Annotated in this window: 24 protein-coding genes and 1 other annotated feature; of the genes, 18 read left to right on the plus strand and 6 right to left on the minus strand. The window is 26.8% G+C overall.

All coding sequences use genetic code 11. The features are described from left to right. Position 1 precedes the first annotated feature (1 nt). The 7 genes from mglC (at position 2) to CSBG_RS03145 (ending at position 8,985) form a co-directional block, all read left to right on the plus strand. Positions 2-1,024, plus strand: coding sequence for a galactose/methyl galactoside ABC transporter permease MglC (gene mglC / locus CSBG_RS03120; RefSeq protein ID WP_008676977.1), 1,023 nt, complete (start codon positions 2-4; stop codon positions 1,022-1,024). A 22-nt stretch (positions 1,025-1,046) separates the two neighbouring features. Beyond that, complete coding sequence (locus CSBG_RS18440; RefSeq protein WP_008676978.1) at positions 1,047-1,211, plus strand: hypothetical protein; 165 nt, start codon at positions 1,047-1,049, stop codon at positions 1,209-1,211. Positions 1,212-1,591: 380 nt separating this feature from the next. Then, entirely contained in the window at positions 1,592-3,202 is a 1,611-nt protein-coding gene (locus CSBG_RS03125) for a response regulator (RefSeq protein ID WP_035284954.1), read from the plus strand. A 10-nt stretch (positions 3,203-3,212) separates the two neighbouring features. Continuing rightward, the gene (locus tag CSBG_RS03130) at positions 3,213-5,006 is read left to right on the plus strand and encodes a sensor histidine kinase (RefSeq protein WP_008676982.1); all 1,794 of its coding nucleotides are present in this window, start codon (positions 3,213-3,215) and stop codon (positions 5,004-5,006) included. Then, positions 5,003-5,974 (plus strand): substrate-binding domain-containing protein, encoded by a 972-nt coding sequence (locus CSBG_RS03135; RefSeq protein WP_008676985.1) that lies wholly within the window; start codon positions 5,003-5,005, stop codon positions 5,972-5,974. The genes CSBG_RS03130 and CSBG_RS03135 overlap by 4 nt, the downstream gene beginning before the upstream one ends. Before the next feature lie 28 nt (positions 5,975-6,002). Further along, a complete protein-coding gene (locus tag CSBG_RS03140; RefSeq protein ID WP_008676988.1) occupies positions 6,003-7,052 on the plus strand; it encodes a galactose ABC transporter substrate-binding protein in 1,050 nt (349 codons plus the stop codon). A 141-nt stretch (positions 7,053-7,193) separates the two neighbouring features. Next, positions 7,194-7,434, plus strand: a binding site (T-box leader). A gap of 249 nt (positions 7,435-7,683) precedes the next feature. Continuing rightward, the gene (locus CSBG_RS03145) at positions 7,684-8,985 is read left to right on the plus strand and encodes a dicarboxylate/amino acid:cation symporter (protein WP_008676990.1); all 1,302 of its coding nucleotides are present in this window, start codon (positions 7,684-7,686) and stop codon (positions 8,983-8,985) included. Between the two features lie 224 nt (positions 8,986-9,209). Here the strand turns inward: CSBG_RS03145 and trxB are convergent, their stop codons facing one another. Both trxB and ahpC read right to left on the minus strand, forming a co-directional pair. Next, complete coding sequence (trxB, locus tag CSBG_RS03150) at positions 9,210-10,880, minus strand: thioredoxin-disulfide reductase (RefSeq protein WP_008676991.1); 1,671 nt, start codon at positions 10,878-10,880, stop codon at positions 9,210-9,212. A gap of 145 nt (positions 10,881-11,025) precedes the next feature. Beyond that, on the minus strand, positions 11,026-11,589 hold the full coding sequence (gene ahpC, locus CSBG_RS03155; RefSeq protein WP_008676992.1) for an alkyl hydroperoxide reductase subunit C: 564 nt from the start codon (positions 11,587-11,589) through the stop codon (positions 11,026-11,028). Positions 11,590-11,875: 286 nt separating this feature from the next. On the opposite strand from ahpC, the gene CSBG_RS03160 reads away from it, so the two are divergent. Next, a complete protein-coding gene (locus tag CSBG_RS03160; protein ID WP_008676993.1) occupies positions 11,876-12,124 on the plus strand; it encodes a TIGR04540 family protein in 249 nt (82 codons plus the stop codon). Positions 12,125-12,252: 128 nt separating this feature from the next. Here the strand turns inward: CSBG_RS03160 and CSBG_RS03165 are convergent, their stop codons facing one another. Next, entirely contained in the window at positions 12,253-13,254 is a 1,002-nt protein-coding gene (locus CSBG_RS03165; RefSeq protein ID WP_008676994.1) for a glycosyltransferase, read from the minus strand. Between the two features lie 197 nt (positions 13,255-13,451). Between CSBG_RS03165 and CSBG_RS03170 the strand changes: the two genes are divergently transcribed. Next, positions 13,452-15,377 carry a glycosyltransferase gene (locus tag CSBG_RS03170; protein WP_008676996.1) on the plus strand — a complete coding sequence of 642 codons (1,926 nt, stop codon included), beginning with the start codon at positions 13,452-13,454 and terminating at the stop codon, positions 15,375-15,377. Positions 15,378-15,500: 123 nt separating this feature from the next. On the opposite strand, the gene CSBG_RS03175 is transcribed toward CSBG_RS03170, so the two are convergent. Further along, a complete protein-coding gene (locus CSBG_RS03175; RefSeq protein ID WP_008676999.1) occupies positions 15,501-15,980 on the minus strand; it encodes a flavodoxin family protein in 480 nt (159 codons plus the stop codon). A 111-nt stretch (positions 15,981-16,091) separates the two neighbouring features. After that, a complete protein-coding gene (locus tag CSBG_RS03180) occupies positions 16,092-17,444 on the minus strand; it encodes a [Fe-Fe] hydrogenase large subunit C-terminal domain-containing protein (protein ID WP_008677001.1) in 1,353 nt (450 codons plus the stop codon). Between the two features lie 367 nt (positions 17,445-17,811). Between CSBG_RS03180 and CSBG_RS03185 the strand changes: the two genes are divergently transcribed. The 9 genes from CSBG_RS03185 to CSBG_RS03225 all read left to right on the plus strand — a co-directional run bounded on the left by CSBG_RS03185 (position 17,812) and on the right by CSBG_RS03225 (position 25,734). After that, a complete protein-coding gene (locus CSBG_RS03185; protein ID WP_008677003.1) occupies positions 17,812-18,249 on the plus strand; it encodes a LytTR family DNA-binding domain-containing protein in 438 nt (145 codons plus the stop codon). A gap of 14 nt (positions 18,250-18,263) precedes the next feature. Next, a complete protein-coding gene (locus CSBG_RS03190; protein ID WP_008677004.1) occupies positions 18,264-18,695 on the plus strand; it encodes a DUF3021 family protein in 432 nt (143 codons plus the stop codon). An 11-nt stretch (positions 18,696-18,706) separates the two neighbouring features. Then, positions 18,707-19,588, plus strand: coding sequence for an ABC transporter ATP-binding protein (locus tag CSBG_RS03195; protein WP_008677007.1), 882 nt, complete (start codon positions 18,707-18,709; stop codon positions 19,586-19,588). Beyond that, positions 19,588-20,406 (plus strand): ABC transporter permease subunit, encoded by an 819-nt coding sequence (locus CSBG_RS03200; RefSeq protein ID WP_008677009.1) that lies wholly within the window; start codon positions 19,588-19,590, stop codon positions 20,404-20,406. Before CSBG_RS03195 ends, CSBG_RS03200 begins: the two co-directional genes overlap by 1 nt. 164 nt (positions 20,407-20,570) lie before the next feature. Further along, entirely contained in the window at positions 20,571-21,332 is a 762-nt protein-coding gene (locus CSBG_RS03205; RefSeq protein ID WP_008677012.1) for a DUF2087 domain-containing protein, read from the plus strand. After that, positions 21,332-22,189, plus strand: coding sequence for a GNAT family N-acetyltransferase (locus tag CSBG_RS03210; RefSeq protein ID WP_008677014.1), 858 nt, complete (start codon positions 21,332-21,334; stop codon positions 22,187-22,189). The genes CSBG_RS03205 and CSBG_RS03210 overlap by 1 nt, the downstream gene beginning before the upstream one ends. Before the next feature lie 427 nt (positions 22,190-22,616). Further along, positions 22,617-23,459: an aldo/keto reductase gene (locus CSBG_RS03215; protein WP_008677015.1), complete on the plus strand. Its 843-nt coding sequence runs from the start codon at positions 22,617-22,619 to the stop codon at positions 23,457-23,459. A 217-nt stretch (positions 23,460-23,676) separates the two neighbouring features. Next, positions 23,677-24,570, plus strand: coding sequence for an AraC family transcriptional regulator (locus CSBG_RS03220; protein ID WP_008677018.1), 894 nt, complete (start codon positions 23,677-23,679; stop codon positions 24,568-24,570). Positions 24,571-25,437: 867 nt separating this feature from the next. Beyond that, a complete protein-coding gene (locus CSBG_RS03225) occupies positions 25,438-25,734 on the plus strand; it encodes a prenyltransferase (protein ID WP_008677021.1) in 297 nt (98 codons plus the stop codon). Positions 25,735-26,104: 370 nt separating this feature from the next. On the opposite strand, the gene CSBG_RS03230 is transcribed toward CSBG_RS03225, so the two are convergent. Continuing rightward, complete coding sequence (locus CSBG_RS03230; RefSeq protein ID WP_008677022.1) at positions 26,105-26,680, minus strand: hypothetical protein; 576 nt, start codon at positions 26,678-26,680, stop codon at positions 26,105-26,107. Positions 26,681-26,895 lie beyond the last annotated feature (215 nt).

The following is a 26,895-nucleotide window of genomic DNA, read 5'->3' on the forward strand; positions in this document are numbered from 1 at the left end:
TATGAACAAAGTTAAATTTAATAAAGAGTCTTTACAAAATTTCCTACTAAATTATGCACTATATATAGTATTGTTTATAATGATAGTGTTCTTTGTTATAAAGGAACCAGGGTTCCTTTCATTGAAGAATTTTACTAATATTTTAAGTCAAGCATCAACACGTGGTATCCTTGCATTAGGGGTAGCAGGACTTATAGTACTTCAAGGTACAGACCTTTCAGCAGGACGTATATTAGGCTTTACAGCTATAATATCAGCATCATTATTACAATCAACAACATATGCTGCTAGAATGTATCCAGATCTACCAGCATTACCACTAATATTACCAATGCTTTTAGCAATAGTTATAGGTGGTATATTTGGTGCAATAAATGGATTCGGGGTGGCGAAGCTCAAGGTCCATGCATTTATTATTACTTTGGGTACTCAACTTATAGCTTATGGAGCATCATGTTTATATATTGATAGACCTCCACTAGGAGCTCAACCTGTTGCTAACTTAGATGAAAGATATACAAGATTCGTTAATGGTTACTTAAAGTTAGGTAGTGTGGAAATTCCATATTTAGTATTCTATCTTGCAATAGTTGCAGCTATTATGTGGTTTGTATGGAATAAAACAAAGCTTGGTAAAAATATGTTTGCTATTGGGGGAAATCCAGAAGCAGCAGCAGTTTCAGGTGTTAACTTAGTTAAGAATATTATGATTATATTTGTAATATCAGGTGTACTTTATGGATTAGCTGGATTCCTAGAAGCAGCTAGAGCAGGATCTACAACAACAAGTACCGGATTTAATTATGAATTAGATGCAATTTCAGCTTGTGTTGTTGGTGGGGTATCCTTTACAGGTGGTATTGGTACAATCCCAGGAGTTCTTATAGGTACTGTATTACTTCAAGTTATAAACTATGGATTAAACTTCATTGGAGTAAATGCTTATTGGCAATATATAATAAGAGGTTTAATAATAATAGTAGCTGTTTCATTAGACGTAAGAAAATATATAGCTAAAAAATAATTTAAAAAGGAAATGATGTTAAATGGAAAATGAAGCTGTAAAGGAAAAAGTAGATGAAGTTCCTAAGAAAAATATGAGGGATACATTATATGGCAATTTAGATGTATCAGTTAAAACAATGGATAGAGTTATTGCAGTATTATTTGTATTATTAGCATTATCATTGATAATAGGAGCATTAGTATAAAAATATAATATTAATCATAGAAATAGGATGAGAATAAACATAGCTCATCCTATTTTGTTGTTTGAGAATATTTACATGAAAATTATTACAAAAATATGTTATAATTAATTTTAAGATTTAGAAAATTCAGGTTTAACTTTAAATTACCAATTTTTTTGAAAATGTAAATTTGATTTTGTTATATAGGAGTTGAAATTATAAAAATGTGTATACATATTTAATTATTTGTATAAGGTGTTATATTAATCTTAGGTATAATAATTATTAAATAGGTATAAATGGGATTTAAAATTATAATTATTAAAACTATTGCTAAAGAGATACTGATAATCAAATTTATTCTTTTAGAAACTTATAGTTTTTATATAGGAGGATTATTTATGGGGTTATATAAACTGATGATTGTAGATGATGAAGAGGAGATAAGACTTGGAGTTATAAAAAAAATTAATTGGGAAGAACATGGATTTATTGTTGTAGGTGATGCTGAAAATGGACAAGATGCTTTAGAAATGGCAGAAAAGTTGCATCCAGATGTAATAATGACAGATATAAAAATGCCTTTTATGGATGGGTTAGAGTTAGGTAGAAAAGTTACGGATATAATGCCTTCTACAAAAATAATAATTTTTTCTGGCTCTGATGATTTGGAATATGCACATAAGGCAATAAAGATAAATGTAGTTGAGTATGTTTTAAAGCCAATTAATTCAATTGAGCTTATAGAAGTTCTAAAGAGATTAAAAGAAAAATTGGACAAGGAATATGATGCAAAAAGAAATGTGGAAACATTAAGGAATCATTATGTAGAAAGTATTCCTGTAATAAGAGAGCAGTTTCTTATTGGAGCCTTAGAAGGAAGAATAACTAGAGAAAAGTGGATAGAAGATGAGAAAAAGTTAGGATTAGATTTTATAGAAAAGTATCTATCAGTTGCAATAATAGGTGTTGATGGAAATATAAGCTCTAATGAAGAAGATTTAGAATTACAAAATGATATTGGTTTATTATCTATATCAATAAAAAATATAGTAGATGAAACGATGGAGAATTATTGCAAGTTTATAAGTTTTCCATATTTAGATAAGGTTGTAGTTTTGAATAGTTTCAATGAAAAGGATAACATAATGAACTTTATAAAAGGGTTAAATGAAGTTTGTAAAGTTTTTGAATGTGTATTTGGAGGTACTATATCTGCAGGGGTAGGTAGGATATGTGATGATATATCAAAAATAAGATTTTCTTATAGCACAGCTCAAAGTGCATTAAATTATAGACCGATATTGGGTAATGGAAAAACTATATATATTGATGATGTTGAACCAGACAATTCAATTCAATTACAATTTGATGAGCAAGATGAAGTTAAATTTTTAAATACTATAAAATTATCTACAGAGAGTGAAATACAAGAAGTTGTAAATGGTATATTTAAAGTAGTTGAAGAATCTTGTATACCATTGGAAAAGTATAGAATTTATATAATGGAGATACTGACATCTATGCTTAAGTTAACGCAAACATATAATATAGAAATTAACGACGTATTTGGTGAAAATTTTAATTGTTATATGGGATTAGACCGTTTAGATTCTATAGAAGAAATAAAAGGATGGTTTATAAATAAGTCTATTAAACTGAATAAGCTTATAAAGAAGGAACGTGTTAATTCCTCAATGCTTTTAGTGGAAAAGGCCAAAAGTTATATAAAGGAAAATTACAATGATTTTGAAATATCAGTTGAAAAATTATGCTCAGAATTACATGTGAGTCCAACTTATTTTTCTACTATATTTAAAAAGGAAACTGATATGAGCTTTGTAAACTATCTTACTTCAGTACGACTAGAAGAAGCTGTGAAATTACTAAATACTACTGATGATAAAACATATATGATTGCTACAAAGGTAGGATATCAAGAAGCAAATTATTTTAGTTATGTATTTAAAAAGAAATTTGGAATAGCGCCATCAAGATATAGAAAGAACTGAGTGAGTTAATATGCTAAATTCTATTAAGAGTAAAATAATCGGTTATTATAAAAAAGCTAGTATTCAATATATAATATCTATATCTTTTACAATAGTAGCTGTTATTGGAATGATAGTTGTAGGTGGAGCTCTTTACTTAAGATTTACTAACTCAACAGAAGAAATGGTTTTAAAAAATAATAAATCTATATTAGAGCAAGTAAACTTAAACTTAGATAGCTACTTAAGAAAAATGATGAAGATATCAGATACTATATATTATAGAGCTATAAAGAAAACAGATTTATCAGATGAAAATATAGATAAAGAAATGGACTTAATTTATGAAGCCAATAAAGATTATTTAATAAGTATTAGCTTATTTTCGGATTATGGTGAAGTAATAGCTTCGTATCCATTACAACAATTAAAAAATAACATTGACCCTAGAGAAAGTGAATGGTTTCAAAGTGCAATAAGCAAGAGAGAAAATTTACATTTTTCTACTCCACATGTGCAAAATTTATTTTATGATCCTAATTATAAATACACTTGGGTAGTATCTTTAAGTAGAGCAGTTGAAATTACTGAAAGTGGTAGAATTAATGGTGGAGTTCTTTTAGTAGATATGAACTTTAGTGGTATAGAACAAATATGTAAAAATGTTGATATGGGGAAAAATGGATATGTTTATCTTATAGATAGAGATGGAGAAATAATATATCACCCAAGACAGCAATTAATATATTCTGATTTAATAAAAGAAAATAATTATGAAGCAGCAAAATATGAGGATGGGAATCACGTCGAAAAATTTGAAGGTGATAAAAGATTAGTAACAGTGAAAACAGTTGGATATACTGGATGGAAGATAGTTGCTATATCACCAATGACAGATATTACAGCTGATTATTATGAAATTAGGGTATTTGCTATATTTATGATGTTTTTTGCTATATTTACATTAATTTCAATAAATATGTTTGTATCATCAAGAATAGCAAATCCTATAAAAGAATTAGAAAAGTCAGTTAACGAATTTGAAAACGGAGTAGTTAATTTAAATATATCAGAAAGTGGTTCTTATGAAATTCAACATTTAGGAAAAGCAATTAAATCAATGGTAAAACAAATGAATATGTTAATGGAAAATATAATGAATGAACAAGAGGCAAAGCGAAAAAGTGAATTAAATGCATTGCAAGCGCAAATAAATCCACATTTTTTATATAATACTTTAGATTCTATTATATGGATGATAGAAAATGAAAATTATGATGGTGCTATAGTAATGGTTACAGCCCTAGCAAGATTTTTTAGAATAAGTTTGAGCAAGGGTAAAAATGTAATAACTGTTAAGGATGAGTTAGAGCATGCTAGATATTACTTAACAATACAAAATATACGTTATAAAAATAAGTTTACTTATGATATTAAAGCAGAAGAAGAGGTTTTAAATCTCACTAGTATTAAGTTAATAATTCAGCCACTGATTGAAAATGCTATTTATCATGGTATGGAATATATGAGTGGTGATGGAGATATTCTCGTACAAGCTTATTTGAAGAATGATGAATTATATATAGATATTATTGATAATGGGCTTGGAATGCCTCAAGAGGTTGCAGATAAATTACTAACTAATGAAAATGGAGTTCAAAAGAAAGGTTCAGGAATAGGACTTAGAAACGTTCATGAGAGAATAAAATTATACTTTGGAGATAGTTATGGATTAGAGATATATAGTGAACCTGATGAAGGTACCACAATAAGAATTCATATGCCATCTATAGATTTTTATAGTATTAAGGAGGATAAAAAGTGAAGATAAAAAAGAAATTAGTTTTCATAATTTTATTTATAATGCTTATTTCTTCCTTTTTAGTATTATTAAATGAAGGTAAAAAAAAGGACGTTAAGGTTTATAATTTTTCAGTAATAATTAGAGGGAAAAATAGTGAAGGGTGGAGGATAATAAAAGAGGGGATGGAGCAAGCAGCTTCTGAGATGAACGTAAATATAAGATTTTTAACACTTTTAGAGGAAAATAGTATTAAGGAGCAAACTGAATTAATAGAGAGAGAATTAAATGATGGCACAGATGCAATACTTATATCTCCAACAGATTATAATGCTATGGCAAGTACTATAGAGAACGTGAGAAAAAAGGTACCTGTAGTTTTATTTGAATCTAATATAGAAACTAAGCAAAATATACCATATATATCATGCGATAATTATGAATTGGGGCAGAGTCTAGCAGAGGAAATAGTGAGAAATGGAAATACGAGAAGTAAAGTTTCTATTATAAAAAGTGATTTAAACTGTAGTAGCATAAATGAAAGATATTTAGGATTTGTAGATGAAATAGAGAAAAGTAAAAATACTTATGAATTCTTAGAATTACCAAGGGATGAAGTACAACTTTATAATAAAGTTAGAGAAATTATAGAGAATAATGAAACTGATGTAATAATTACATTTGAGCCAAATATTTTAGAGAGTATAGGAAAAGCTAAGAAGTATGTATTAAGTACTAACAATTTAAAATATAATGTTGAATTATATGGGACAGGTAGTACAAGCTTAATAATATCTTTAATTGAAGAAAATGTAATAAATTCAATAGCTATGCAAAATGAATTTAATGTTGGATATTTAAGTGTAAAGGCTTCTGTTTCACAAATTGAAGAAAAATCAATTGATGATAGCATAATAACATCAACTATAATCAATAGTAGAAATATGTACTCTAAAGAAAATCAAAGGATGTTATTTCCCTTTGTAAGGTGATAAATTTAATGCTTTATAGGAGGTTAGGGTGAAAAAGGGTAAAAGAATAATTAATATTTTTAGCTTAATGCTAATATCTACTCTTATTGTAGGCTGTAATAAAGAAAGCAATATTAAATTTAAAAAAGAAATTAAAATAGGGGTAACACTTTATAAGCAAGATGATACTTTCATATCTACAATCAGTAAGAATTTAGAAGAAATAGTTAAAGAAAATGAAAGTGTTGATAAATCAAAAATAATACTTGACTTTGTTGATGCAAAAGGAAGTACGATAAATCAAGGAAATCAAGTGGATAAGTTTATAAATCAAGATTATGATGTTATATGTGTAAATTTAGTAGATAGAACAGCAGCATCAACTATAATTGATAAAGCTAAATCAGCAGATATTCCATTAATATTTTTTAATAGAGAACCAGTAGAAGAGGATATGAATAGATGGGATAAGCTATATTATGTTGGAGCACAAGCCGAACAATCTGCAAGATTACAAGCAGAGATAGTACTTGATGAATGGCTTTCCAAAAAGGATATAGTAGATAAGAATAAAGATAATAAGATTCAATATGTAATGCTTGAAGGAGAACCAGGACATCAAGATTCTTCAATAAGGACAGAATATTGTATAAAGTCTATTACTGAAAAAGGAGTTCAACTAGAAAAACTAGCAGATGACAGTGCTAATTGGCAAAGTGATCAAGCTATAAGTAAAATGAATCAATGGATTAAAGAGTTCGGAGATAAAATTGAAGTTGTATTTAGCAATAATGATGTAATGGCACTTGGTGCTATACATGCAATTAATTCTAGCGATGTATTTACTAAAAAACCTACAGTTGTTGGGATAGATGGTATAAAGGAAGCAATGGAATCAGTTAAAAAGGGTGAAATGATTGGTACTGTTATTAGTGATTCTAAAGCTCAAGCTCAAGCAATATTTGATATTGCAATAGCATTAGCAAAAGGAAATGATATACAAGATATAGAGGAGCTTGAAAATAATAAATATATAAAAGTACCACATACAAAAGTAACTAAAAGCAATGTAGACTTGTATATGGAGAATGAAAAGTAAATTTTACATTAAAGGGCTGTCTGCGACAGCCTTTTCATTTTAGTTAAAAATACCTTATAAATATATAAATTAAATATATAATTAATATATTGACAATAGATAAAATAATGCTATAATTAAATCATAGTAATCCGATATGAATTAAAGATTATGAAGAGGAAAAGTAATTAATAATAATTATAACAGAGAAGGTTAGTTGCTGAGATAACCCATAATTTTATTAATGAAGTGCACCTTGGAGTCGAAGGCCTGAATATGATAAGTAGGGGCTTATGGGTTCTCCCATTATAGAGATAAGGTATTATAAGTACCTAAAAAGAGATGGATATTTGATTATATCTAATCAGAGTGGAACCGTGGAAGTTTACCTTCTGCCTCTGTGCAAACAGTGGTAGTAGGTTTTTTTTATTTATACAACAGATTTAATTAATATATTTATTAATTAGTGTATAAACTATTCATAGATTAATTAGAAGATATGAATGCTTGTATAGATAATCTAAAATCAACTTATTAGATAAAATTTTAAAAATACAATATTTAAAGAATTATCTTAAGAAATTTGCAGGCCAGCAAATAAATATTTAACTAAATATTAAATCATCTAAACTAAATATTAGGAGGATACAAAATGAATATTAATTTAATATTAGCTATTATATTATCAATAGCAGCACTTTATATAATTTATTTAGTAAAATCAAAAACAGGAAAGTTTTCTTATTCAACGTTAACTGCATTAACAATAGGGTTAATACTAGGTGCAATATTTAAAGAAAATATTAAGTTCCTTGAAGTAGTAGGAAAAGGGTATATATCATTAATAAAAATGATAGTAGTTCCTTTAGTTATGGTATCAATAATAACAAGTATAATTAGACTTAAAAATTTAGATACTTTAAAATCAATTGGTATTAAAACACTAGGAATATTACTTGGTACAACAGGTGTAGCAGCAATAATAGGAATTATTATTGGTAAGATCTTTAAATTAGGACAAGGGTTAAGCTTTGTAGGAGCAGAAGGTTTTAAAGCTAGGGAAATACCATCATTTTCAAAGGTATTATTAGACTTTTTACCATCCAATCCAGTGGCATCAGTTGTTAATAATCAAATAATTCCAATAGTAATATTTTCACTTTTCATAGCAATAGCTTTAGTAATTGAAGATAATAAAAATCCAGAGAAGGTTAAGCCATTTAAAGATTTCATTTTATCAACTTATGAATTGGTATTAAGTATAACAAGAATAGTATTGAAATTTATACCATATGGAGTATTTGCATTAATTACAACAGCTGCAGCTACAAATGGTATGGATACGATAAAATCATTAATTAATGTTATATTAGCAGTATATATAGCTTGTATATTACAAATTGTCTTAGTCCATACTCCTTTAATAGCATTTGTTGCAAGAAAAAATCCATTAAAGTTCTTTAAGGATATTTTTCCAGCTCAAGTTATAGCTTTTACAAGTCAAAGTAGTTATGGAACATTGCCTGTAACAATTAAGAGTTTAGTAGAAAATGCTAAAGTTTCTGAAAATATAGCAAGCTTTGTAGCACCACTTGGATCAACTATTGGAATGAATGCTTGTGGTGGATTATATCCAGCAATAGTTGCAATTTTTGTAGCAAATGTATTTAATGTGGATATGACTATGTATCATTATTTCTTAATAGTATTAACAACAGTTATATCTTCAATAGGTATAGCGGGAGTTCCTGGAGCAGCAACTATGTCAACAACAGTTGTTTTATCAACTTTAGGATTACCTATAGAAGGTATGGCAATGGTAATGGCTGTAGATGCTATAATCGATATGATGAGAACAGCAACTAATGTTACAGGTTCTGCAGTAGCAGCTTTAGTGGTTGATGAAACCGAAAAAAGAAAAGGAAGTGCCCATGTAGCACTTGAATCTAAATAATTAGCTAAAAATAGATTCTGAAATAAGTTTTAGCCCTATTAAACTAAAAATAAAGAGTTTAATGGGGCTATATATTTTTAAAATTAAATAGTTAAAAATATATTTTAGAATTATATATATATATCATAGATTTTGGTTAGTGGAAGGGGTTATTATTTATAAAAAAATAGGTACCACATAGATAATTGTTATCTTCTGCAATACCTTTAAAAAAATAATATTTATTATTTAAGTAATTGAACTATATCTTCAAGTTTCTTACCACCAAAATAAACTTTAGAATCGTTTATTATCAAGGCTGGAACACTCATTATTTTATGCTTATCTTTAATATCTTTGAAGTTTGATAAATCTAGCATTTCTGTTTCTATATTAGGATTTTCTATAGCTATTCTTTGAGCGGCAGTTACAACTTCAGGACAAACATGGCAGGAAAGAGATACTGCAACTTTAATGTTAGTTTTCTTATCCAGTGACAGTGATTTAATTTCATTTAGTAAATCTTCATTTAGTGCTTGACCTGGACCAGCTAAATTATAAATAGCTAATATGAATGAATTTAATTCATGTCCTCCAGGAACTCCATGGAATTTAACTCCACTGTAGTTACTATCTTTATTTAATAAAGCAACTACAGGATATTTATCTGCATGAATTTTAGATTCCATTTCAAGGTTTTCACCTTTTTTATAGATTACAGCAGAAATTTTATCACTCAAATCAGATATATCTAAAACTAAATCTCTTAATTCAATTGATTTTTTGTTACTTTCATCAACTATTGATACTAATGAAATGTTATTTTCTATTTTAGATAATATACCTTTTAATTGGTTTCTTAAAGTGTCGTTTAATAAATTACTTCTTCCAGATAAAGCCTTATTATTAGAAGTAGGTACTTCATTTTTATTTTCCACTTTTTCTTCAATAACTTCTTCTTCAATTATTCCAAGTCTTTCTTTTTCAGATGCAACATATCTTTCAGCATCTGTTGCTGCAATAGCACCATCAGCTACAGCTGTTACAACTTGTCTTAATAGCTTAGGTCTTAAGTCACCAGCGGCATAAACACCTTTAATATTAGTTTCCATATTTTCATTTGTTAAGATATATCCGTATCTATCCATTTCTATCTTATCTTTAAATACTTTAGTTTGTGGTTCATAACCAACAAATACAAAGATACCAAATGTTCCATCTTCTTTAGGAGGGAAGTATTCTGATCTTTCATTAGTAACATTATTAATAAGCTTTACAGATCTTAAAACATCATCACCAATAGCTTCTACAACTTCAGTATTAAATCTTATTTCTATATTTTTATTAGCCTTTACCTTATCACCTATAGATTTAGCACAAGTAAACTCAGGTTCTCTTGCAACTATAATTACTTTTTTAGCAAACCTAGTTAAGTAGATGGCTTCTTCAGCAGCAGCATAACCTGCGCCTATTACAAGAACTTCTAAGTCCTTAAAGAATTCTCCATCGCAAGTAGCACAGTAAGCAACACCTCTACCACCGTATTCGATTTCTCCTGGGAAACCTAATTTTCTTGGTGAAGCACCTGTTGCTATAATTATAGCTCTACCTTGGATTTCACCATTATTTGTTTTGATAATTTTTACGTCTCCAGAAAGATCAACATCAATTACATCAGCTGTTTGGAATTTAACACCGAAGTTTTCAGCTTGAGTTCTCATATCTGAAGTTAAATTAGGGCCAGTTGTTTTTACAATACCAGGATAGTTTACAATTTCAGCAGTACTATTAATTTGACCACCAGTATGTTCTTTTTCAATTATTAAAGTATTAAGTCTTGCTCTGCCAGCATATAAACCAGCAGATAAACCAGCAGGACCACCACCAATTATAATTAAATCGTATATTTTATTCATAAATTCCTCCTTAAGATTTCAATTCTATTATTAAATAATAATAATTATTGATTAGTTTATTAAAAAAATAGCGAGTTGCCTCGCTAATTTTTTAATGTATGATTAATATATAGTGAGGAGAGAATAACCCTCCTTATGTTTTATATTAAAGTTTACCAACTAAATCTAAGCTTGGTACTAAAGTTTCTTCACCTGGAGTCCAGTTTGCAGGGCAAACTTGATCGCCATGTTCAGCTACGAATTGAGCAGCTTGAACTTTTCTTAATAATTCTTCTGCATTTCTTCCAATTCCGTTTTGGTGAACTTCATAAGCTTGGATTTCTCCTTCTGGATTAACTATGAATGTTCCTCTTAAAGCTAAACCTTCTTCTTCAATAAGAACTTCAAACATTCTTGCTAGCTTTCCAGTAGGGTCAGCTAACATTGGGTATTGAATTTTTCCTATTGTTTCTGTTGCATCAGCCCATGCTTTGTGAACAAAGTGAGTATCTTCAGATACTGAGTATATTTCAGCACCAATTTTTTTGAATTCTTCATAATGATCAGCTAAGTCTCCTAATTCAGTTGGGCAAACAAATGTAAAGTCTGCTGGGTAGAAGAAGAAGATTGACCATTTACCTAAAACATCTTCCTTTGATATTTCCTTAAAGTTACCATTGTGGTAAGCTTGAACTTTAAATTCTTCGATTTTTCTTCCTATTAATGACATAAATTTTTTCCTCCTCGTTTTTAAAAGTTACTATGTATTAATAATAATTATTATTTAATAAAATGTCAATAGATATTTTAAAATAATTGATAATTTTTATCATTTGATTTTTTGTTGCAATTATACAGAAAAATATAGTATTATTTCCAAAATGAGAATAATATTTACACATAATAATTAAATAAAAATTAAGAATTTTAATACATATTGTTTTAAAGGATTATTTAGTATAAAATATATATAAAAAGTGGATTTTAAAAAGTAGATTTTTAGGGAGGATAATTTCTTGAACAAGGGTGGAATTAGATTATATTATAAAAATCAGGAAGAACTTAGCTATGCGTTAAGAGACTACATAGACGATTATTTTGAAGGTAATATAGAGGATGAAGCTTTAGAAGAAAAAATATTTATGGTAATAGAAGCTAATAAGGCTAAATTCTATAAAGATGATGAAATAGCTAAGAAACCAAAACAAATTTTGGGGAAAACAAGATTAAATGTATTAGAACAAATTTTAAAGAAAAAAAGGTGATAATAACCTAATAAAGCTATTATTTAATAATTTATATTTGTAAAACTTTAAATGGTTCCACTAATAATCTTATTATTTATAATTAAAAATTGACAAGAAGGACAAGTAGAAATACTTATCCTTCTTTTTTAATTAAGCTTTTTTAAGTTTTCTAAATTAAAGCCAAGCATTTCTGGAATAAAGTTTTTAAAGTTTATATAATCTAAGCTAAAACAATATGGAAAGTTTTCATTATAAAGCTCTAGATATAATTTTAGATTTTCTCTTGATTTTTCTAGATTATTTAATTTCTTATAACATAAACTAATTAATAAATAAATTTCCCTAAAAGCATCATTTTTAAATACATAGCTTTCGCCGTTAAGAATTGCATTTTTATATTTTTTTGCTTTATAATAAGTTTTTACAATTAAAAAAGAAATATAGCTATTTATATAATAGTTATCATTTAGTTTAATTGCTTTAATATAGTTGTCTATTGCTATATTATATTTATTTAAAAGGAAATATTCATTTGCAATGTTATAGTAATATAAATAATTTTTTTCCTCATCATCATAGGATAAATATATTGAAAGATTTCTATTACATCTATCTACTAATTGCTTTTTACTATAATCATATCCAAAGTTATATAATAAAAATTCTAAATTAAAAATTTTATTTAAATACGAATCATTATATAAAGAATTATTAAGTTTTTCATTTAGCTTTCCAGAAAAATAAAATCCAGAGTTATTTCTAATAATCCTAAGTAAATATTCACCTTTATAAGGTTTATTATCTATTATATTTATAAGTTTCAATCTAAATCCTAAATATAAAGAATCATTTAGCATATCTTTTAATTCAGATACTTGACTATTGTCCAATGACTCATCACAATCAATGTATAAAATCCAATCTTTAGATGCAATTTCTAATGCCTTATTTCTTGCAGAGCTAAAGTTATCATTCCATGGAAACTTTATTATCTTTGCATTGAATTCTTGGGCGATATTAATAGTATTATCAGTGGATCCGGTGTCAATTAAAATTATTTCATCAGCAATACTTTTTATATTTTTAAGACATCTAGTTAAGTTTGCCTCTTCATTTCTAGCTATAATACAAACGCTTAAAGTATCCAAAGAAAAGTTACCTCCAAACAAAATGGCTTTATTATAGAATATGATAATCAATAAAATATGCTAATAATAGAAAAATAGATATTACTATCAAATTCTACTTAAAACTACTTATTAAAGGTTATTTTATTAAAAATAAGCATAATATGATAAGTAGGAATAGACTATATTGTATTAAGATAAATAATTGGAGGAAGTCAATGATTAGAATTTTAATTGGGAGTCCTATTCATCAAAAGCCTTTCATTTTAAAAGAATTCCTTCTATCATTAAAAGAATTAGATTTAGAAAATTTATATATTGAATATTGTTTTATTGATGATAATAATATAGAAGAATCTTCATTAATCTTAAATAAGTTTAAAGAAGATATAGAGAAAGTTACTATTTTAAAAAGTGAAGAAAATACATTCTTATATATATGTGATGATTATACTCATAGATGGTCAAACGATTTAATAAGAAAAGTATCAAACTTTAAAAACACTATAATAGAAAAAGCTTTAAAAGAAGATTATGATTATCTTTTCCTTGTAGATTCTGATTTAGTAATGAATCCTAAAACATTAAAGAGACTGGTATCATTGAATAAAGAAATAGTTTCAAATATATTTTGGACAAGATGGAAACCAAATAGCTATGAGCAGCCACAAGTTTGGCTAAAGGATATGTACACTTTATATGATTTTGAACATGGAGAAAGATTACGTGAAAGTGAAGTTATAAAAAGAACAGCAGATTTTATTAATATGCTGAGAAAACCAGGGACATATAAGGTTGGAGGTCTTGGAGCATGTACTTTAATATCAAAAGAAGCACTTTCAAAAGGAGTAAATTTTAATCCTATTTATAATGTTTCCTTTTGGGGTGAAGATAGGCACTTCTGTATAAGAGCAGCTGTACTTGGTATTCAATTATATGTAGATACTTATTATCCTGCTCATCATATATATAGAGATGAGGATTTAGACAAAGTAAGTCAATATAAAGCATCAAACAGTATTAGAGATTTTCAAATATATAGTGAGAAGGCATATGATATATTGAAGATAGCTTTAGAAGGGATTGGAAGCTATAGTTATAAGGAAGATATCCCTTTAAATTATCTAGAGTATTTTGGAGAAGAAGAAAAAGCTAGATTGAAAATAGGGTTAATAATAGATAGAAGGATAGTATTAGAAGAAAGAATAACAAATAAAATAAATATAATAAGACATAGAACAGCATTTACTGATGACGTTAATGAAATAGTTATTAAAGTTATTTATAGTGAATCAGGATATAGAAATAACTATAGTTATTATGAAGAAAATAAAAGTAGATTTATTTTACAGATGGATAAAGATAAAAATTATAAAGTAGTTAAATGGATATTTGAGGGTAAAATGGAACTTGCAAATAAGCCTTTGGTAAGGAAAGTAAAAGAAGAAGATAATAAGCTAACTTTATCAATGGTAGTTAAAAATGAAGAAAATAGATTTTTAAAAAGAGTGTTAGAAGATGCTAAACAATATATTGATAATGCAGTTATAATTGATGATGGGAGTACTGATAATACTGTTGGAATAATAAAAGAAGTGCTAGTCGATATACCATATACCTTAGTAAAAAATAAAGATTCAAAATTTAGAAATGAGGTTATCTTAAGGAAGCAACAGTGGGAAGAAACTATGAAGATTAATCCTGATTGGATAATATTTTTAGATGCTGATGAGATATTTGAAAATAAATTTAAATATAGTGTAAGAGATTTAATGAAGAATACTGAAGTAGATGGTTATATGTTTAGACTATATGATTTCTGGGATGAAGAGCATTATAGAGAAGATAGTTTATGGAATGCTCATAACGTTTATAGATTATTTATGATAAGATATCAAGAAAATTATAAATATTTGTTTAGAGAAACACCTCAACATTGTGGAAGGATGCCATATAATTGTAATAACTTAGCATATGAGTTAAGTAACTTACGATTAAAGCATTACGGATGGTCTAGATTACAGGATAGAGAAGAAAAGTTTGAAAGATATATGAAGTTAGATCCAGAAGGAAAGTTTGGAATTCTTGCACAGTATTATTCTATATTAGATAAAAATCCAAATTTAAAAAAGTGGGAAGAATAGTGAGCAATTAATAAATATAAGTTTCTTTATTATAGGTTATATTTTAATATACAATATATAAGAGGCTGTCACAGAAAGATATTTAATGTAAAATTACAGCCTCTTGAATTAAAAATTAATACATTATAAGTTTATTTTATCAATTTCAGATATTAATAATTTTATATCATTTTCATTTGGGTGGTTTAATGATTCTACAAGATTATCTTTAATTGCTTCAAATTTTTCAGGAGTAGCTTCTTTTATCTTATTTTGAATAGCATCTGATACCTTACCTTGGCACATATATGTTCCTATAATAGTATTAGATTGAGGGATTAAATCCTTTACGCTATCTAAAATTCCGCTAAAGTATTTTTTTGTATTATCATACCCAGCAGTTCCAAATATAAATACCTTCTTGCCAGAAAGTTTCTCTATAAATGTTTTAATATCTGATCCACAAGAGTTTCCTATTGTCCAAAACCCTACAAATATAACATCTGCATCAAGTGCTTCATTACAAGGTTTCCCAAAATAACAATCATCAACTTTATTTTTGATTGTTTCTGATAATTTTTTTGTATTACCAGTTACACTGCTAAAAACTATTGAATATTTCATTGTGTCTCCTTATCATATGCTAGAATAGTTAAATTATTATAGAATAAATACTATATAATAATTATTGTGCATGTATAATGCCATATTTAAAATTGTAGAGCTACTAATTTTTTATTTAAAATCTCTATGGAATATTGCTGTCTTAGTATCATCTTCAAAGTCATGCAAAGATGTTATATTAAGTTTTTCTAAAACATTATCCATAGTAGTACTATGAGTTGCTACCTTTATTGGAGAATGATAAGCAAAGTTATCTACAGCGATTTTTCCTTGCTCTTTAGGGATAATGGCTTTAGGACCACCAACACATCCACCAATACAGCCCATGCCTTCAACAAAGTTTGCTTTAATTTCACCATTTAAAGCCTTATTTAATACTTCTTTACATTCTCTTACTCCTTCAGCTCTGACAGAGCTAAATAGCTTAGATTTTTCAGGGTATAACTCAGCAACAGCTTCGCCAACTGCAATGGAAACTCCACCTGTACGAGCGTATAATCTACCGCCTCTTGATGCATAATCTTTAGAAGGAATTCCTTGAAGTTCATTAGGATTAATTTCAAAAGCTTTAAAAATATTATCTATTTCTTGAAAGGTTAGAACAAAATCAATATCTCCTGCTAAGTCAGGTTCTTTTGCTTCAGCCTTTTTAGCTATACATGGACCTATAAAAACAACTTTAGCATCTGGATTTAATTTTTTTATAACTCTTCCAGCTCCAATCATAGGAGAAACAGATGGAGATAAATCTGGAACTAGTTCTTTATAGACTTTTTTTAGCATTCCAACCCACATAGGACAACAACATGAAGTTATCATTAAATCATTAGGACTATTAACATGATGGTTAAATTCAACAGCTTCTTTAATAGTAATCATATCAGCCGCAAAAGCAACTTCAATCATATCAGTAAAGCCCATTTTAATAAAAGCAGCACGTAGTTGATCCATAGATACATCTTCACCAAATTGCCCCATGATGGCAGGAGCAACTGCAGCTATAACTATCTTATTGTTTTTAATTAAATCTAATATAGGAATAAAGTCAACTTTATCTAAAATTTTACCATCCTTACAAGCATCTATGCATAAGCCGCAACCAACACATGAATCATAATTTATATATGTAGATTTATTATCACCATCATATAAAATTGCATCAAATGGACAACTTGCTTGACAATTAAATTTTTTATTTGCATCTTGTTTACAATCAATACTACAGCTATCTAACTTTTCTATAAATCTTTTGTTAACAGCATAATTTGTAATTGCTTTTTTTATGTTATAAACATAGTTGTTATCAAAATCTATAGAAACCCCACAAAGTGATGTAATAATTTTAAATGTTTCCTGAGGTGAAATTTCATGACAGACCATAATTCTAGAAAGCGTTTCATCAAAGTTGCCTTCGTAATAAGATCTTACTAAAGTATCAAAAAGATCATTGTATTTATTATGCATTTATATACCTCCAAATAATTAATTTTCTATAGTTTAGTATATATAATTTACTAATTATTAATACTCAAAAGTTATAAATTGCGAAGCAATTTATTAGTGAAAAGTTAGGAGTGAAAGAGTGAAAAGCTTAGGATATTTTGCTACGCAAAATTTAATCTATAAGTGCAAAGCACCTTTTATTAAAAAAAATCCTGTAAGGATTTTCTCCTTAACTTTTTCCCTATTAACTATTTCATTCTTCACTATTTTGCTTCGCAAAATATTTAAAGTGTAACTTAGTATTTAAATAATGCATCTTAGTAAAATTATATTGATATATTTATTAAAAATAGTAGTATTTGATTATAAGAGTCTAAGAGGAGATATTATGAAGGTAATAATTAATCAAGATGAAAATAATAATGAAGTTGAAATAGTGATAAATTGTAAGGTTATTGATGATAATATAGTGAAAATAATTGAAAAGTTAAGGGAAGATGAAAATATAATTACTGGTGTTAAAGATAGTAAAGTACATATTATAAAACCAGAAAATGTATTATATTTTGAATCTGTTGACAAAAGGACATTTATATATACCAAGAAAGAGGTATATGAAAGTAATCTTAGACTTTATGAAATTGAAGATAAGTTTTCAGCATATCATTTTTTTAGAGCATCTAAATCAACAATAATAAATATATCTAAAATTTCAGTTATAAACACTGTAATTGGTGGAAGAGTAGAGGTTTTGCTTGAAAATAAGGAAAAGTTAATAGTTTCTAGACAATATGTACCTATACTTAAAGCAAAATTAGATTATTAAAAGGTGGGGATATAATGAAGAATTTTTATAATATAGGATATGAAGTAAAAGCTTTAATAGGATTATTCTTTACGATGATAATATTAACCTATGGAGTAGTAAGTTTTTTTATTGAAAATAAGATAATGCCTTTAGAGTTATTATGGGAATTTATCTTATTAGCGATCATAGTTGGATTAATTCAATTTATTTTATATAATGAAAAGTTTTTATCTAAGATATCAATAAAAACAAAAACAATATCACATTATTTAATACTTTTAGGAGTTTTAAGTATCTTCATTAAATATTTTAATTGGATAGAACTATGGGGAATATCTTTTAAGATATTTTTCATAATATATACAGCATACTTTATACTTGTAACTTTGAATTTTTATGTTTATAAAAAAATAACAGGAGAAAGGTTCAATGACAAATTATTAAAATATAAAGAGAATTTATAGGTGGTGTAAAAATGGAAGCTATAAATATAACTAATTTAACAAAAAGTTATGGAAAAAGCAGGGGAATAAAAAATGTAAATTTAGAAATTAAAGAAGGAGAAATATATGGTTTTATAGGGCCAAATGGAGCAGGAAAGTCAACGACAATAAAAACTTTGCTTAATTTTATTTTTCCTACATCAGGTAGTGCTAAGATATTAGGAAAAGATATTGTAAGTGAAAGCAAGCTTATTAAGGAATTTACAAGTTATGTACCAAGTGAAGTTAGATATTATTCAGATGTTAAAGTAAAAGATATATTAAATTATGCAGCTTCATTTTTTGATTATTATGATGATCAGTATTTAAATGAACTTTGTAGTGAATTAGAAGTTGAACTAGATAAGAAAATTGAAGAACTTAGTCTTGGAAATAAAAAGAAGGTAGCTATAGTTCAAGCTCTTTTAAGCAATCCTAAGATAGTAATTTTAGATGAGCCAACAAATGGGTTAGATCCATTAATTCAACAAAAATTATTTAATATATTGTTAAAGGAAAAAGCAAAAGGGAAGACTATATTTTTATCATCACATAATCTTTCTGAAATAGAGAAATTTTGTGATAGAGTTGCGGTTATAAAAGAGGGAGAAATAATTGACATATTAGATTTAAATAAAATGAATAGAGATTTAGGAAAAAGGATAATTTTAAGATCTAATGATATAAATATAAAGGAAATTGAGAAGATATCAGAAAGCTTTAAATATATTGATGAAGAAATTGAGTTTATATATAAAGGAAATATAAATGAGTTAATAAGTTTATTATCTAAATACAATCTAGACAAGCTATTAATTGAAGATGTTAAATTAGAAGAAGCCTTTTTAAACTATTATGAAGGAGAGAATAAGTAATGAATATATTTAAGTTTGAATTTAAAAGAAATATAAAATCATTAATATATTGGAGTATAGGAACTTCTGCAATTATAGTTTTTTTTATGGCATTATTCCCAAGTATGAAGGATATGGGAATGCAAGAATTAGTAGGTGCAAAATTAGATTCACTTCCACCAGCTATTTTAGAAACCTTTAATTTTTCAAGTACTACTGATTTTAGCAATATAAATGATTTTCTTGGATATTGTCTTCAATATATTGCAATGGCTTGTGGAATTTATGGTGCAATGCTTGGAATTAATTCTATAATAGAAGAGGAGAGCGAAGGTACAATAGAATTCTTATATTCTAAACCAGTATCAAGGAGTAAAATTCTTTGGAGTAAGATATCATCAAGGGTTGTGTACTTTTGTATATTCATAATTGTTATTGGAGTTTCTACAATAGGTATATCTATTGCAGTTAAGCCAAATGAATTAAATACAATGGATCTTATGATGAATATAAAAAGTGTGTTTATTGGAATGGCCTTTTTAGGATATATATTTATGGCAATTGGGATAGCTATATCAACAATTTTAAAGAAAGGGAAAATGGCAACTAGTTTAGGAGTTAGTTTATTTTTTATGACATATATAATTGGTATCATATCTAAGCTAAAAGAAGAGTTTTCATTTATAAAATATTTTTCTCCATATGAATGGGTAATTCCATCAAATATAATAAAGGATGGATTTGAATTAAAATTTGTTTTAATTGGATTTTTACTTATTATAATATCATTAATTGCTGCTAGTGTTATTTATAAAAAGAAAGATATGAATATAAATTAAAATAAAGGACAGGTTGTAATTTAAAAATTACAACCTGTCCTTTTTCATACAATTAAATGTTATTAAAATTAAATGCAAACAAAATTGGATAAAGTTTATTTATATATAGACAAATTATAAAATAGGTTGTAAAATTTAATTAAGAAAATATGGCGGAGGTAGTTATGGATAATGAGTTTTTTTGGAGAGCGTCTATAGATGAAATAGAAAAAGGACTAGTAGAAACGGAAGAATATATAAAATGTATAGTGTGTGAAGAAATATTTATTAAAGGAAGAATATACGAAATAGGTGGTAATTTATATGATGCAAAAAAGGCTGCTCAGCTTCATATAAAAGAAAAGCATAATTCTATGTTAAGTTATCTATTAAATATGAATTCACTTTATACAGGAATATCGTCATCTCAAAAAGCAGTAATTGAATTAATAGCTTTAGGACTTAATGATAAAGAAATAGCAGCAAAGTTAGGTATTGCAAATTCTACTATTAGAAATCATAGGTATAAATTAAGAGAAAAAGAAAAGCAAGCTAAGCTATTTTTAGCAACTATGAATTTACTTGTTAAAGAAACAAATAAAGATATAAATATGTTAGAAGAAGATGTTATTTGTGATGCACACAAAGGAGCAACAACCTTAGATGATAGATTTAATATAACAAAGGAAGAAAAAATTAAGGTAATAGAAACTTATGTAGATGAAAATGGGGCATTAAAAAGCTATCCATCTAAAGAAAAGAAGAAGATTATATTATTAGAAGAAATAACTAAAAACTTTAATGTTGGAAAGAAATATTCTGAAAAAGAAATAAATAGAGTATTAAAAAGAATATATGAGGACTATGTAACAATAAGAAGAGCTTTAATTCAATATGGATTCCTAGATAGGTCTAAAGATTGTAGTGAATATTGGGTGAAGGAATAATGATAAAGAATTTTTTAGAGTTAAATAATGATGAAAAAATTTTAGCATTAGAATTTATAAAGGAAAATGAAAATACTGATTTATCATTATCCCAAATTGAAAAAGAACTTACGGATAAAATATGTAATTATAGTGAAGGTATATTATTTTATTTTGATGAGAATGAAGTAGTAGGTAAGGTGGCGGTTATACTAGAGGTTGTAGATAAATTAGAAACTATCTATATAAATAAAGTAGTTTGTCCAAATTATAATAAAAAAATATTGAGAGAATTAATTAATAATTCATTAGTGTTTGCTAATAAATATAATGCCAAGAAAGTTTTACTTGGAATAAGAAGTGATAATTTGCTTAAGTTAGCACAAGATATTGGACTAAAAAGAAGTTACTCATCTTTTAATATGGTTCTAAGCAATAGAGAAAAAGTAAATGATGTGTTAGATAAGATTAGGTTATCAAAGGAAAATATCGAGGAATATGTTGATGTATATAATAAGTCTTTTATGGATATGCCTCACGGAACTTATATAGAAATAGAAGAGGCAAAAAGCTATTTGAAAAATAAAAATGATAATGAAGATTATTTTATTGTATTAGATAAGGGTGAAAGTATAGGCTTTTTAAATACTATTATTAAAGATAAAAAAGCTTTCTTTGATATAGGATTAATAAAAGAATATAGGGGAAAGGGCTATGGTAAAAAAATATTAGAAACAGCAATACAATTTTTAAATGAAAAGCAAGTAGAAGAAATTTGTTTAACAGTAATAGAAAAGAATAGTATTGCTTATGAAATGTATAAGAAAAGAGGATTTAAGGTTTATAATAAACTAAGTGATTGGATAGAATTAATGTAAATTTAAAGGGGAGTCGCGAAACGCGACCTCCTTTAAAGTTTGTGAAAATTGCTTTCAGAAATAGTTGTTTTGAAGGCAATCCTATTTTTCAGAAAGGCTATTATGTAAATAAATTGTATGCACTAATATAATACATTTTGATTTAACAGTAAAACTCTGTTACTTCTTCGACTACTTAAATCATTCTAACTTTGTCACTAAAGGTTGAAATTTTTATACTGTTTTTCTTTACATTTGATTGAAGGAGAGATAAACAGATTGATTCATGTAATAGGGACAAGGATTATGTAGCTGAGCTAGAGTAAGTATTCAATAGCATGAAAAGTGTGTTCTTAAATATAAAAATAAACTTTAATATGGTATAAATAATAATAGAAAATAGTAGTAATAAATATATGAAAAATAGTTCATGGAAATAGGAGAGTATATGAAATATGTAACATTAAATAATGGGGTGAAAATGCCTATTTTAGGATATGGAGTTTATCAAATTGAAGACTTGAAGGAATGTGAGAGATGTGTATTAGATGCAATTGAAGTGGGATATCGTTTAATTGATACTGCTCAGACATATGGTAATGAAGAGGCTGTAGGAAGAGCGATTAAGAAGTGTAACGTTCCAAGAGAAGAATTATTTATTACAACTAAAGTATGGATATCAAACGCTGGATATGAAAAGGCGCAAACTTCTATAGAGGAATCACTTAAAAAGCTTCAGCTAGAATATTTGGATTTAGTATTAATACATGAACCTTTCAATGATTATTATGGCACATATAGAGCTATGGAGGAAATGTATAAGGGTGGTAATATAAGAGCCATAGGAGTAAGTAATTTTTATCCAGATAGATTAGTAGATCTTATTAAATTTAATGAGGTAGTTCCAGCAATTAATCAAGTTGAAACACATCCATTTAATCAGCAAGTAAGGGCTAAAGAAATTATGGATAAATATGGGGTGCAAATTGAATCTTGGGCACCATTTGCAGAAGGAAGAAATAATATATTTACAAACAAAACCCTAAGAGAAGTAGGAGATAAATATAATAAATCTATAGCTCAAGTTGCATTAAAATATTTAATTCAAAGAGGTGTTATTGTTATTCCTAAGTCTGTTCATAAAGAAAGAATGATTGAGAATTTTAATATATTTGATTTTAAACTAGATGATTATGATATGAAGAAGATTGTAAAATTAGATAAAGCAAAAAGTGCTTTTTTCTCTTATTATGATCCTGATGTTGTAGAAATTTTTGCTGAATTAGATTAATAATAATATAAAATATGAATTTTATATCCTATTAAAAAATTATGAATATGAAAAGATAATTTACTAGATCGAATTAATTATTATAAAAAATAGTTAGTAATATAAATATGTATTACTAACTATTTTTTATAGTTTAATTTTAGCAAATTAGGAACAGTTTTATTATATTTGTGATGTTATACTATAGTTACCACGTGGGGAAAGGGGCGGTGAGAATTTGAATTATAATGATGCAATAGCACTATGTATTGATTACATTGAAAAAAATATTAAAAATGAATTATCACCAGAATTAATAGCTAATGAGTGTGGTTATTCTACATTTCATTTTTCAAGGGTGTTTAATATTAACAAAGGGATAACTTTAATGGAGTATGTAAAGAAAAGAAGACTTTCATTAGCAGCAGAGGATTTGTTTGATGATAAGAAAATAATAGATATAGCTTTAGAGTATGGATTTCAAACTCATAATGGTTTTTCTAAAGCTTTCAAAAAAGAATTTGGGTTTAGTCCTACGCAGTATTTAAAGCGTATGGATAGAAATTTAGAAAAGGAGTTAATACTAAAATTTGGAGGGGATTTTATGAAGCCAACTATCATTGAAAAACCTACTTTTAAGGTTGCAGGTTATGGTATAAAAACTAATATAACTAATGGAAATTATACAAAAGATGTAGCTTCTTTTTGGATTAATTATGATGGCGAAAATTTAGAAAGCAAAATGTATCAAATATTAAATCCACCAAAACACGGTGAAGTGGGATTATGTATTCCATCAAGTGAGGATAACGGAGAAGCAACTTATATGCTTGGTGTTATAGTCAATGATTTTAATGATGCTACTGATGATATGATTACAGTAGAGGTTCCAGAAGCAACTTATGCTGTATTTACAACTCCCCCAGTTAATACAAGTACAGAAATTGAAAATAATGAATTTGCAAATGTAATTAAACAAACATGGAAATATATATTTGAAGAATGGTTTAAAGATAGTGGATATGTATTTGATGAAACAAAATTAGACTTTGAATACTATGATGAAAGGTGCCATCCAACTATAGGTACTGTAATGGATATTTATGTACCAGTATTAAAAAAGAGGGTATAAATTTTCATGTAAAAACTTAAGAAACTCGTTTAAAGTAGTTAAGAAGAATCGTTATATAAATGATGTAGGTTACTTTATAATGATAGAAATTTTAAATATATAGTATAATATTAAATACTCTTACCTTGGAAACATAGGTAAGAGTATTTTTAGCTTTAAGTAGTAGTAATAATTATAGATATTAGTTATTCAAGTGAAGATGAAAAGATAAAACCCTTATGAATAGTATTATATTATCGCATTATAAATGTAATTAAATTAATTGAAACTTTTTTATGTAAATTAATTATATGTATAATAATTTTTAATATTGTAGTAATAGGAATCTTATTTAAGGAGGTGTTTTATTATAAAGATTACTGCACCGATTGAAATAGTATATATACTGATTATAGTATTTGCTGTTCTGACTATTATATTTTTGACAGGTAAAGGAAGTTCCCTTATAAAAGTATATAGTACTATGGAAAAAGAAGAAAAATATATGAATCTTAGAAAAAGTGCTAATATTGAGAGGATGGAGCACTTTTTTCTTTGCTTTTAATTTCCCACATATAATTTAAAATCATCATATTTTTATAATCAACAGAAAAAGCTTAATACAAAATTGGTTAATCCTATTACTATAGAAGTGATAATACTAACACTTAGAAATGAAAAAGACTATTTAGAAAATAAAAATGACTAGTAAAAACCAGTTATTTTAAGAAAAATATAATAAATTATTATAGGAAAATTTAATCAGCTATAAGATAAAATTGGGGAACAACAAGTGGAAATTAGCAGTTTCTTTAAATTAGTGAAAATTTATATTCATTTGGACCTATTCCTATATCAAGAACTCCCTTTGGAGAGATTTTTTCAGGAATGACACAAGGATTTTTACTTACATTTTTAGTTGTTTATATTCATATATATGATCAAAGTATAATTAATTTAGAAATATCTAATATAATGTTGGCTAATAATATTTGTGATATGGAAGATGATTTAGAAAATAAAAGATACACATTACCGATATATATAGGTAAAGAAAGAGCATTGCAAGTTTATAAAATTACATATTATACTGGAGTTGTTTCTATAGTTATAGGAGTAGCAACAAAATTATTACCTGTAGTATCACTCTGGTTGCATAATAGCATTTTTAAAACTACAATCTAAAAAAGATACCTTTGTATTATCCGTAAAGAATTTTGTAATAATTAATGCAATATATGTAGCAACATATTAATTGGTTATGTAATTAAGTAAAGCTAAAATTAAATAAAATTTTTAGGATATTAAAAGTAAGCTAATGATATTAATAAGTATCATTGGCTTATTTTATAATTTCAATTAAATAAATATTAAAAAAATATTTAACCAATAAGTAGTAATTTGGGATAAGAATGAAAAAGAGATTACCCATCATGTAACTTCTATCAAAAAAACGGGAAGCCTTTATTAAATTTTTTAGAATTTAAAGGTAATCCCATTTTTAGAAAGGTTGTGATGTAAATAAATTATGTGAATTAATATAACATATTTTGATTTAACAAAGAACAATGATTTTATATGGAGTAGTTTGGGCAGGGATGCTAAAGGTTGTAGGTCCATAAACAACAATTAGGTTTCTATTTCCAGGGTACATATTAAAAATCTGATCATTTGTTAAAATTACTTCTGTAGATGAGCCAATGAGTAGTTGTAAATTTCCATCGTTACTTAAAAGTTGATTATTAAAATAGTCTACAGTAACATTTTCAGCTCCTGTGTTTCTAGCCATAACAATTGCACGATATTGTGGAGGGTAAATAAGTATAACAGGTGCATTTGCATCGTAAAATCCAGTTACATCGTCTCCTACATCAATAACTACATGATTTACAAAATAAGTTTCTGGAGAAATTATAAATTTTACAGGTCCCATGTCAACTGTTTCTATCGATATTAATTTATAACATCCTGTTGATGCATCATCTTGACCTGTGTAAAAGTCTTCAATCATTGTAACGGTACCACTAAGGGCTGCAAATTTTTGTACTGTGTTTCTCCACATTGAATTGAAGGAGAGATAATCAGATTGATCCATGCGATAGGGATAAGAGAAGAATTGGTTATTATACATATAGTACTCCTTTATATTGATATTGGTATAAACATCATCATTAATATTATATTAGTATCTATAAGTAATGTTACCTAATAATAGTGATTTTAAAAGTTTAAAGAATTTAGTAAGAAGAATAAATAATGAAGCCTATATATATTTTCATTAAAGATAAATCTGGGGATAGTTAAAATATCATATTTTTGTGTTAGCTATGTTAGAAGATTATGAGA

Origin of the sequence: Clostridium sp. 7_2_43FAA (assembly GCF_000158375.2) — a bacterium.
GTDB lineage: Bacteria > Bacillota > Clostridia > Clostridiales > Clostridiaceae > Clostridium > Clostridium tertium.

Excerpts from the sequence above, each read along its gene's own strand:
- mglC (WP_008676977.1), top strand. The coding sequence starts at position 2 with ATGAACAAAGTTAAATTTAATAAAGAGTCTTTACAAAATTTCCTACTA.
- CSBG_RS18440 (WP_008676978.1), top strand. The coding sequence starts at position 1,047 with ATGGAAAATGAAGCTGTAAAGGAAAAAGTAGATGAAGTTCCTAAGAAA.
- CSBG_RS03125 (WP_035284954.1), top strand. The coding sequence starts at position 1,592 with ATGGGGTTATATAAACTGATGATTGTAGATGATGAAGAGGAGATAAGA.
- CSBG_RS03130 (WP_008676982.1), top strand. The coding sequence starts at position 3,213 with ATGCTAAATTCTATTAAGAGTAAAATAATCGGTTATTATAAAAAAGCT.
- CSBG_RS03145 (WP_008676990.1), top strand. The coding sequence starts at position 7,684 with ATGAATATTAATTTAATATTAGCTATTATATTATCAATAGCAGCACTT.
- trxB (WP_008676991.1), bottom strand. The coding sequence starts at position 10,880 with ATGAATAAAATATACGATTTAATTATAATTGGTGGTGGTCCTGCTGGT.
- ahpC (WP_008676992.1), bottom strand. The coding sequence starts at position 11,589 with ATGTCATTAATAGGAAGAAAAATCGAAGAATTTAAAGTTCAAGCTTAC.
- CSBG_RS03170 (WP_008676996.1), top strand. The coding sequence starts at position 13,452 with ATGATTAGAATTTTAATTGGGAGTCCTATTCATCAAAAGCCTTTCATT.
- CSBG_RS03175 (WP_008676999.1), bottom strand. The coding sequence starts at position 15,980 with ATGAAATATTCAATAGTTTTTAGCAGTGTAACTGGTAATACAAAAAAA.
- CSBG_RS03180 (WP_008677001.1), bottom strand. The coding sequence starts at position 17,444 with ATGCATAATAAATACAATGATCTTTTTGATACTTTAGTAAGATCTTAT.
- CSBG_RS03185 (WP_008677003.1), top strand. The coding sequence starts at position 17,812 with ATGAAGGTAATAATTAATCAAGATGAAAATAATAATGAAGTTGAAATA.
- CSBG_RS03190 (WP_008677004.1), top strand. The coding sequence starts at position 18,264 with ATGAAGAATTTTTATAATATAGGATATGAAGTAAAAGCTTTAATAGGA.
- CSBG_RS03195 (WP_008677007.1), top strand. The coding sequence starts at position 18,707 with ATGGAAGCTATAAATATAACTAATTTAACAAAAAGTTATGGAAAAAGC.
- CSBG_RS03200 (WP_008677009.1), top strand. The coding sequence starts at position 19,588 with ATGAATATATTTAAGTTTGAATTTAAAAGAAATATAAAATCATTAATA.
- CSBG_RS03205 (WP_008677012.1), top strand. The coding sequence starts at position 20,571 with ATGGATAATGAGTTTTTTTGGAGAGCGTCTATAGATGAAATAGAAAAA.
- CSBG_RS03210 (WP_008677014.1), top strand. The coding sequence starts at position 21,332 with ATGATAAAGAATTTTTTAGAGTTAAATAATGATGAAAAAATTTTAGCA.
- CSBG_RS03215 (WP_008677015.1), top strand. The coding sequence starts at position 22,617 with ATGAAATATGTAACATTAAATAATGGGGTGAAAATGCCTATTTTAGGA.
- CSBG_RS03225 (WP_008677021.1), top strand. The coding sequence starts at position 25,438 with ATGACACAAGGATTTTTACTTACATTTTTAGTTGTTTATATTCATATA.
- CSBG_RS03230 (WP_008677022.1), bottom strand. The coding sequence starts at position 26,680 with ATGTATAATAACCAATTCTTCTCTTATCCCTATCGCATGGATCAATCT.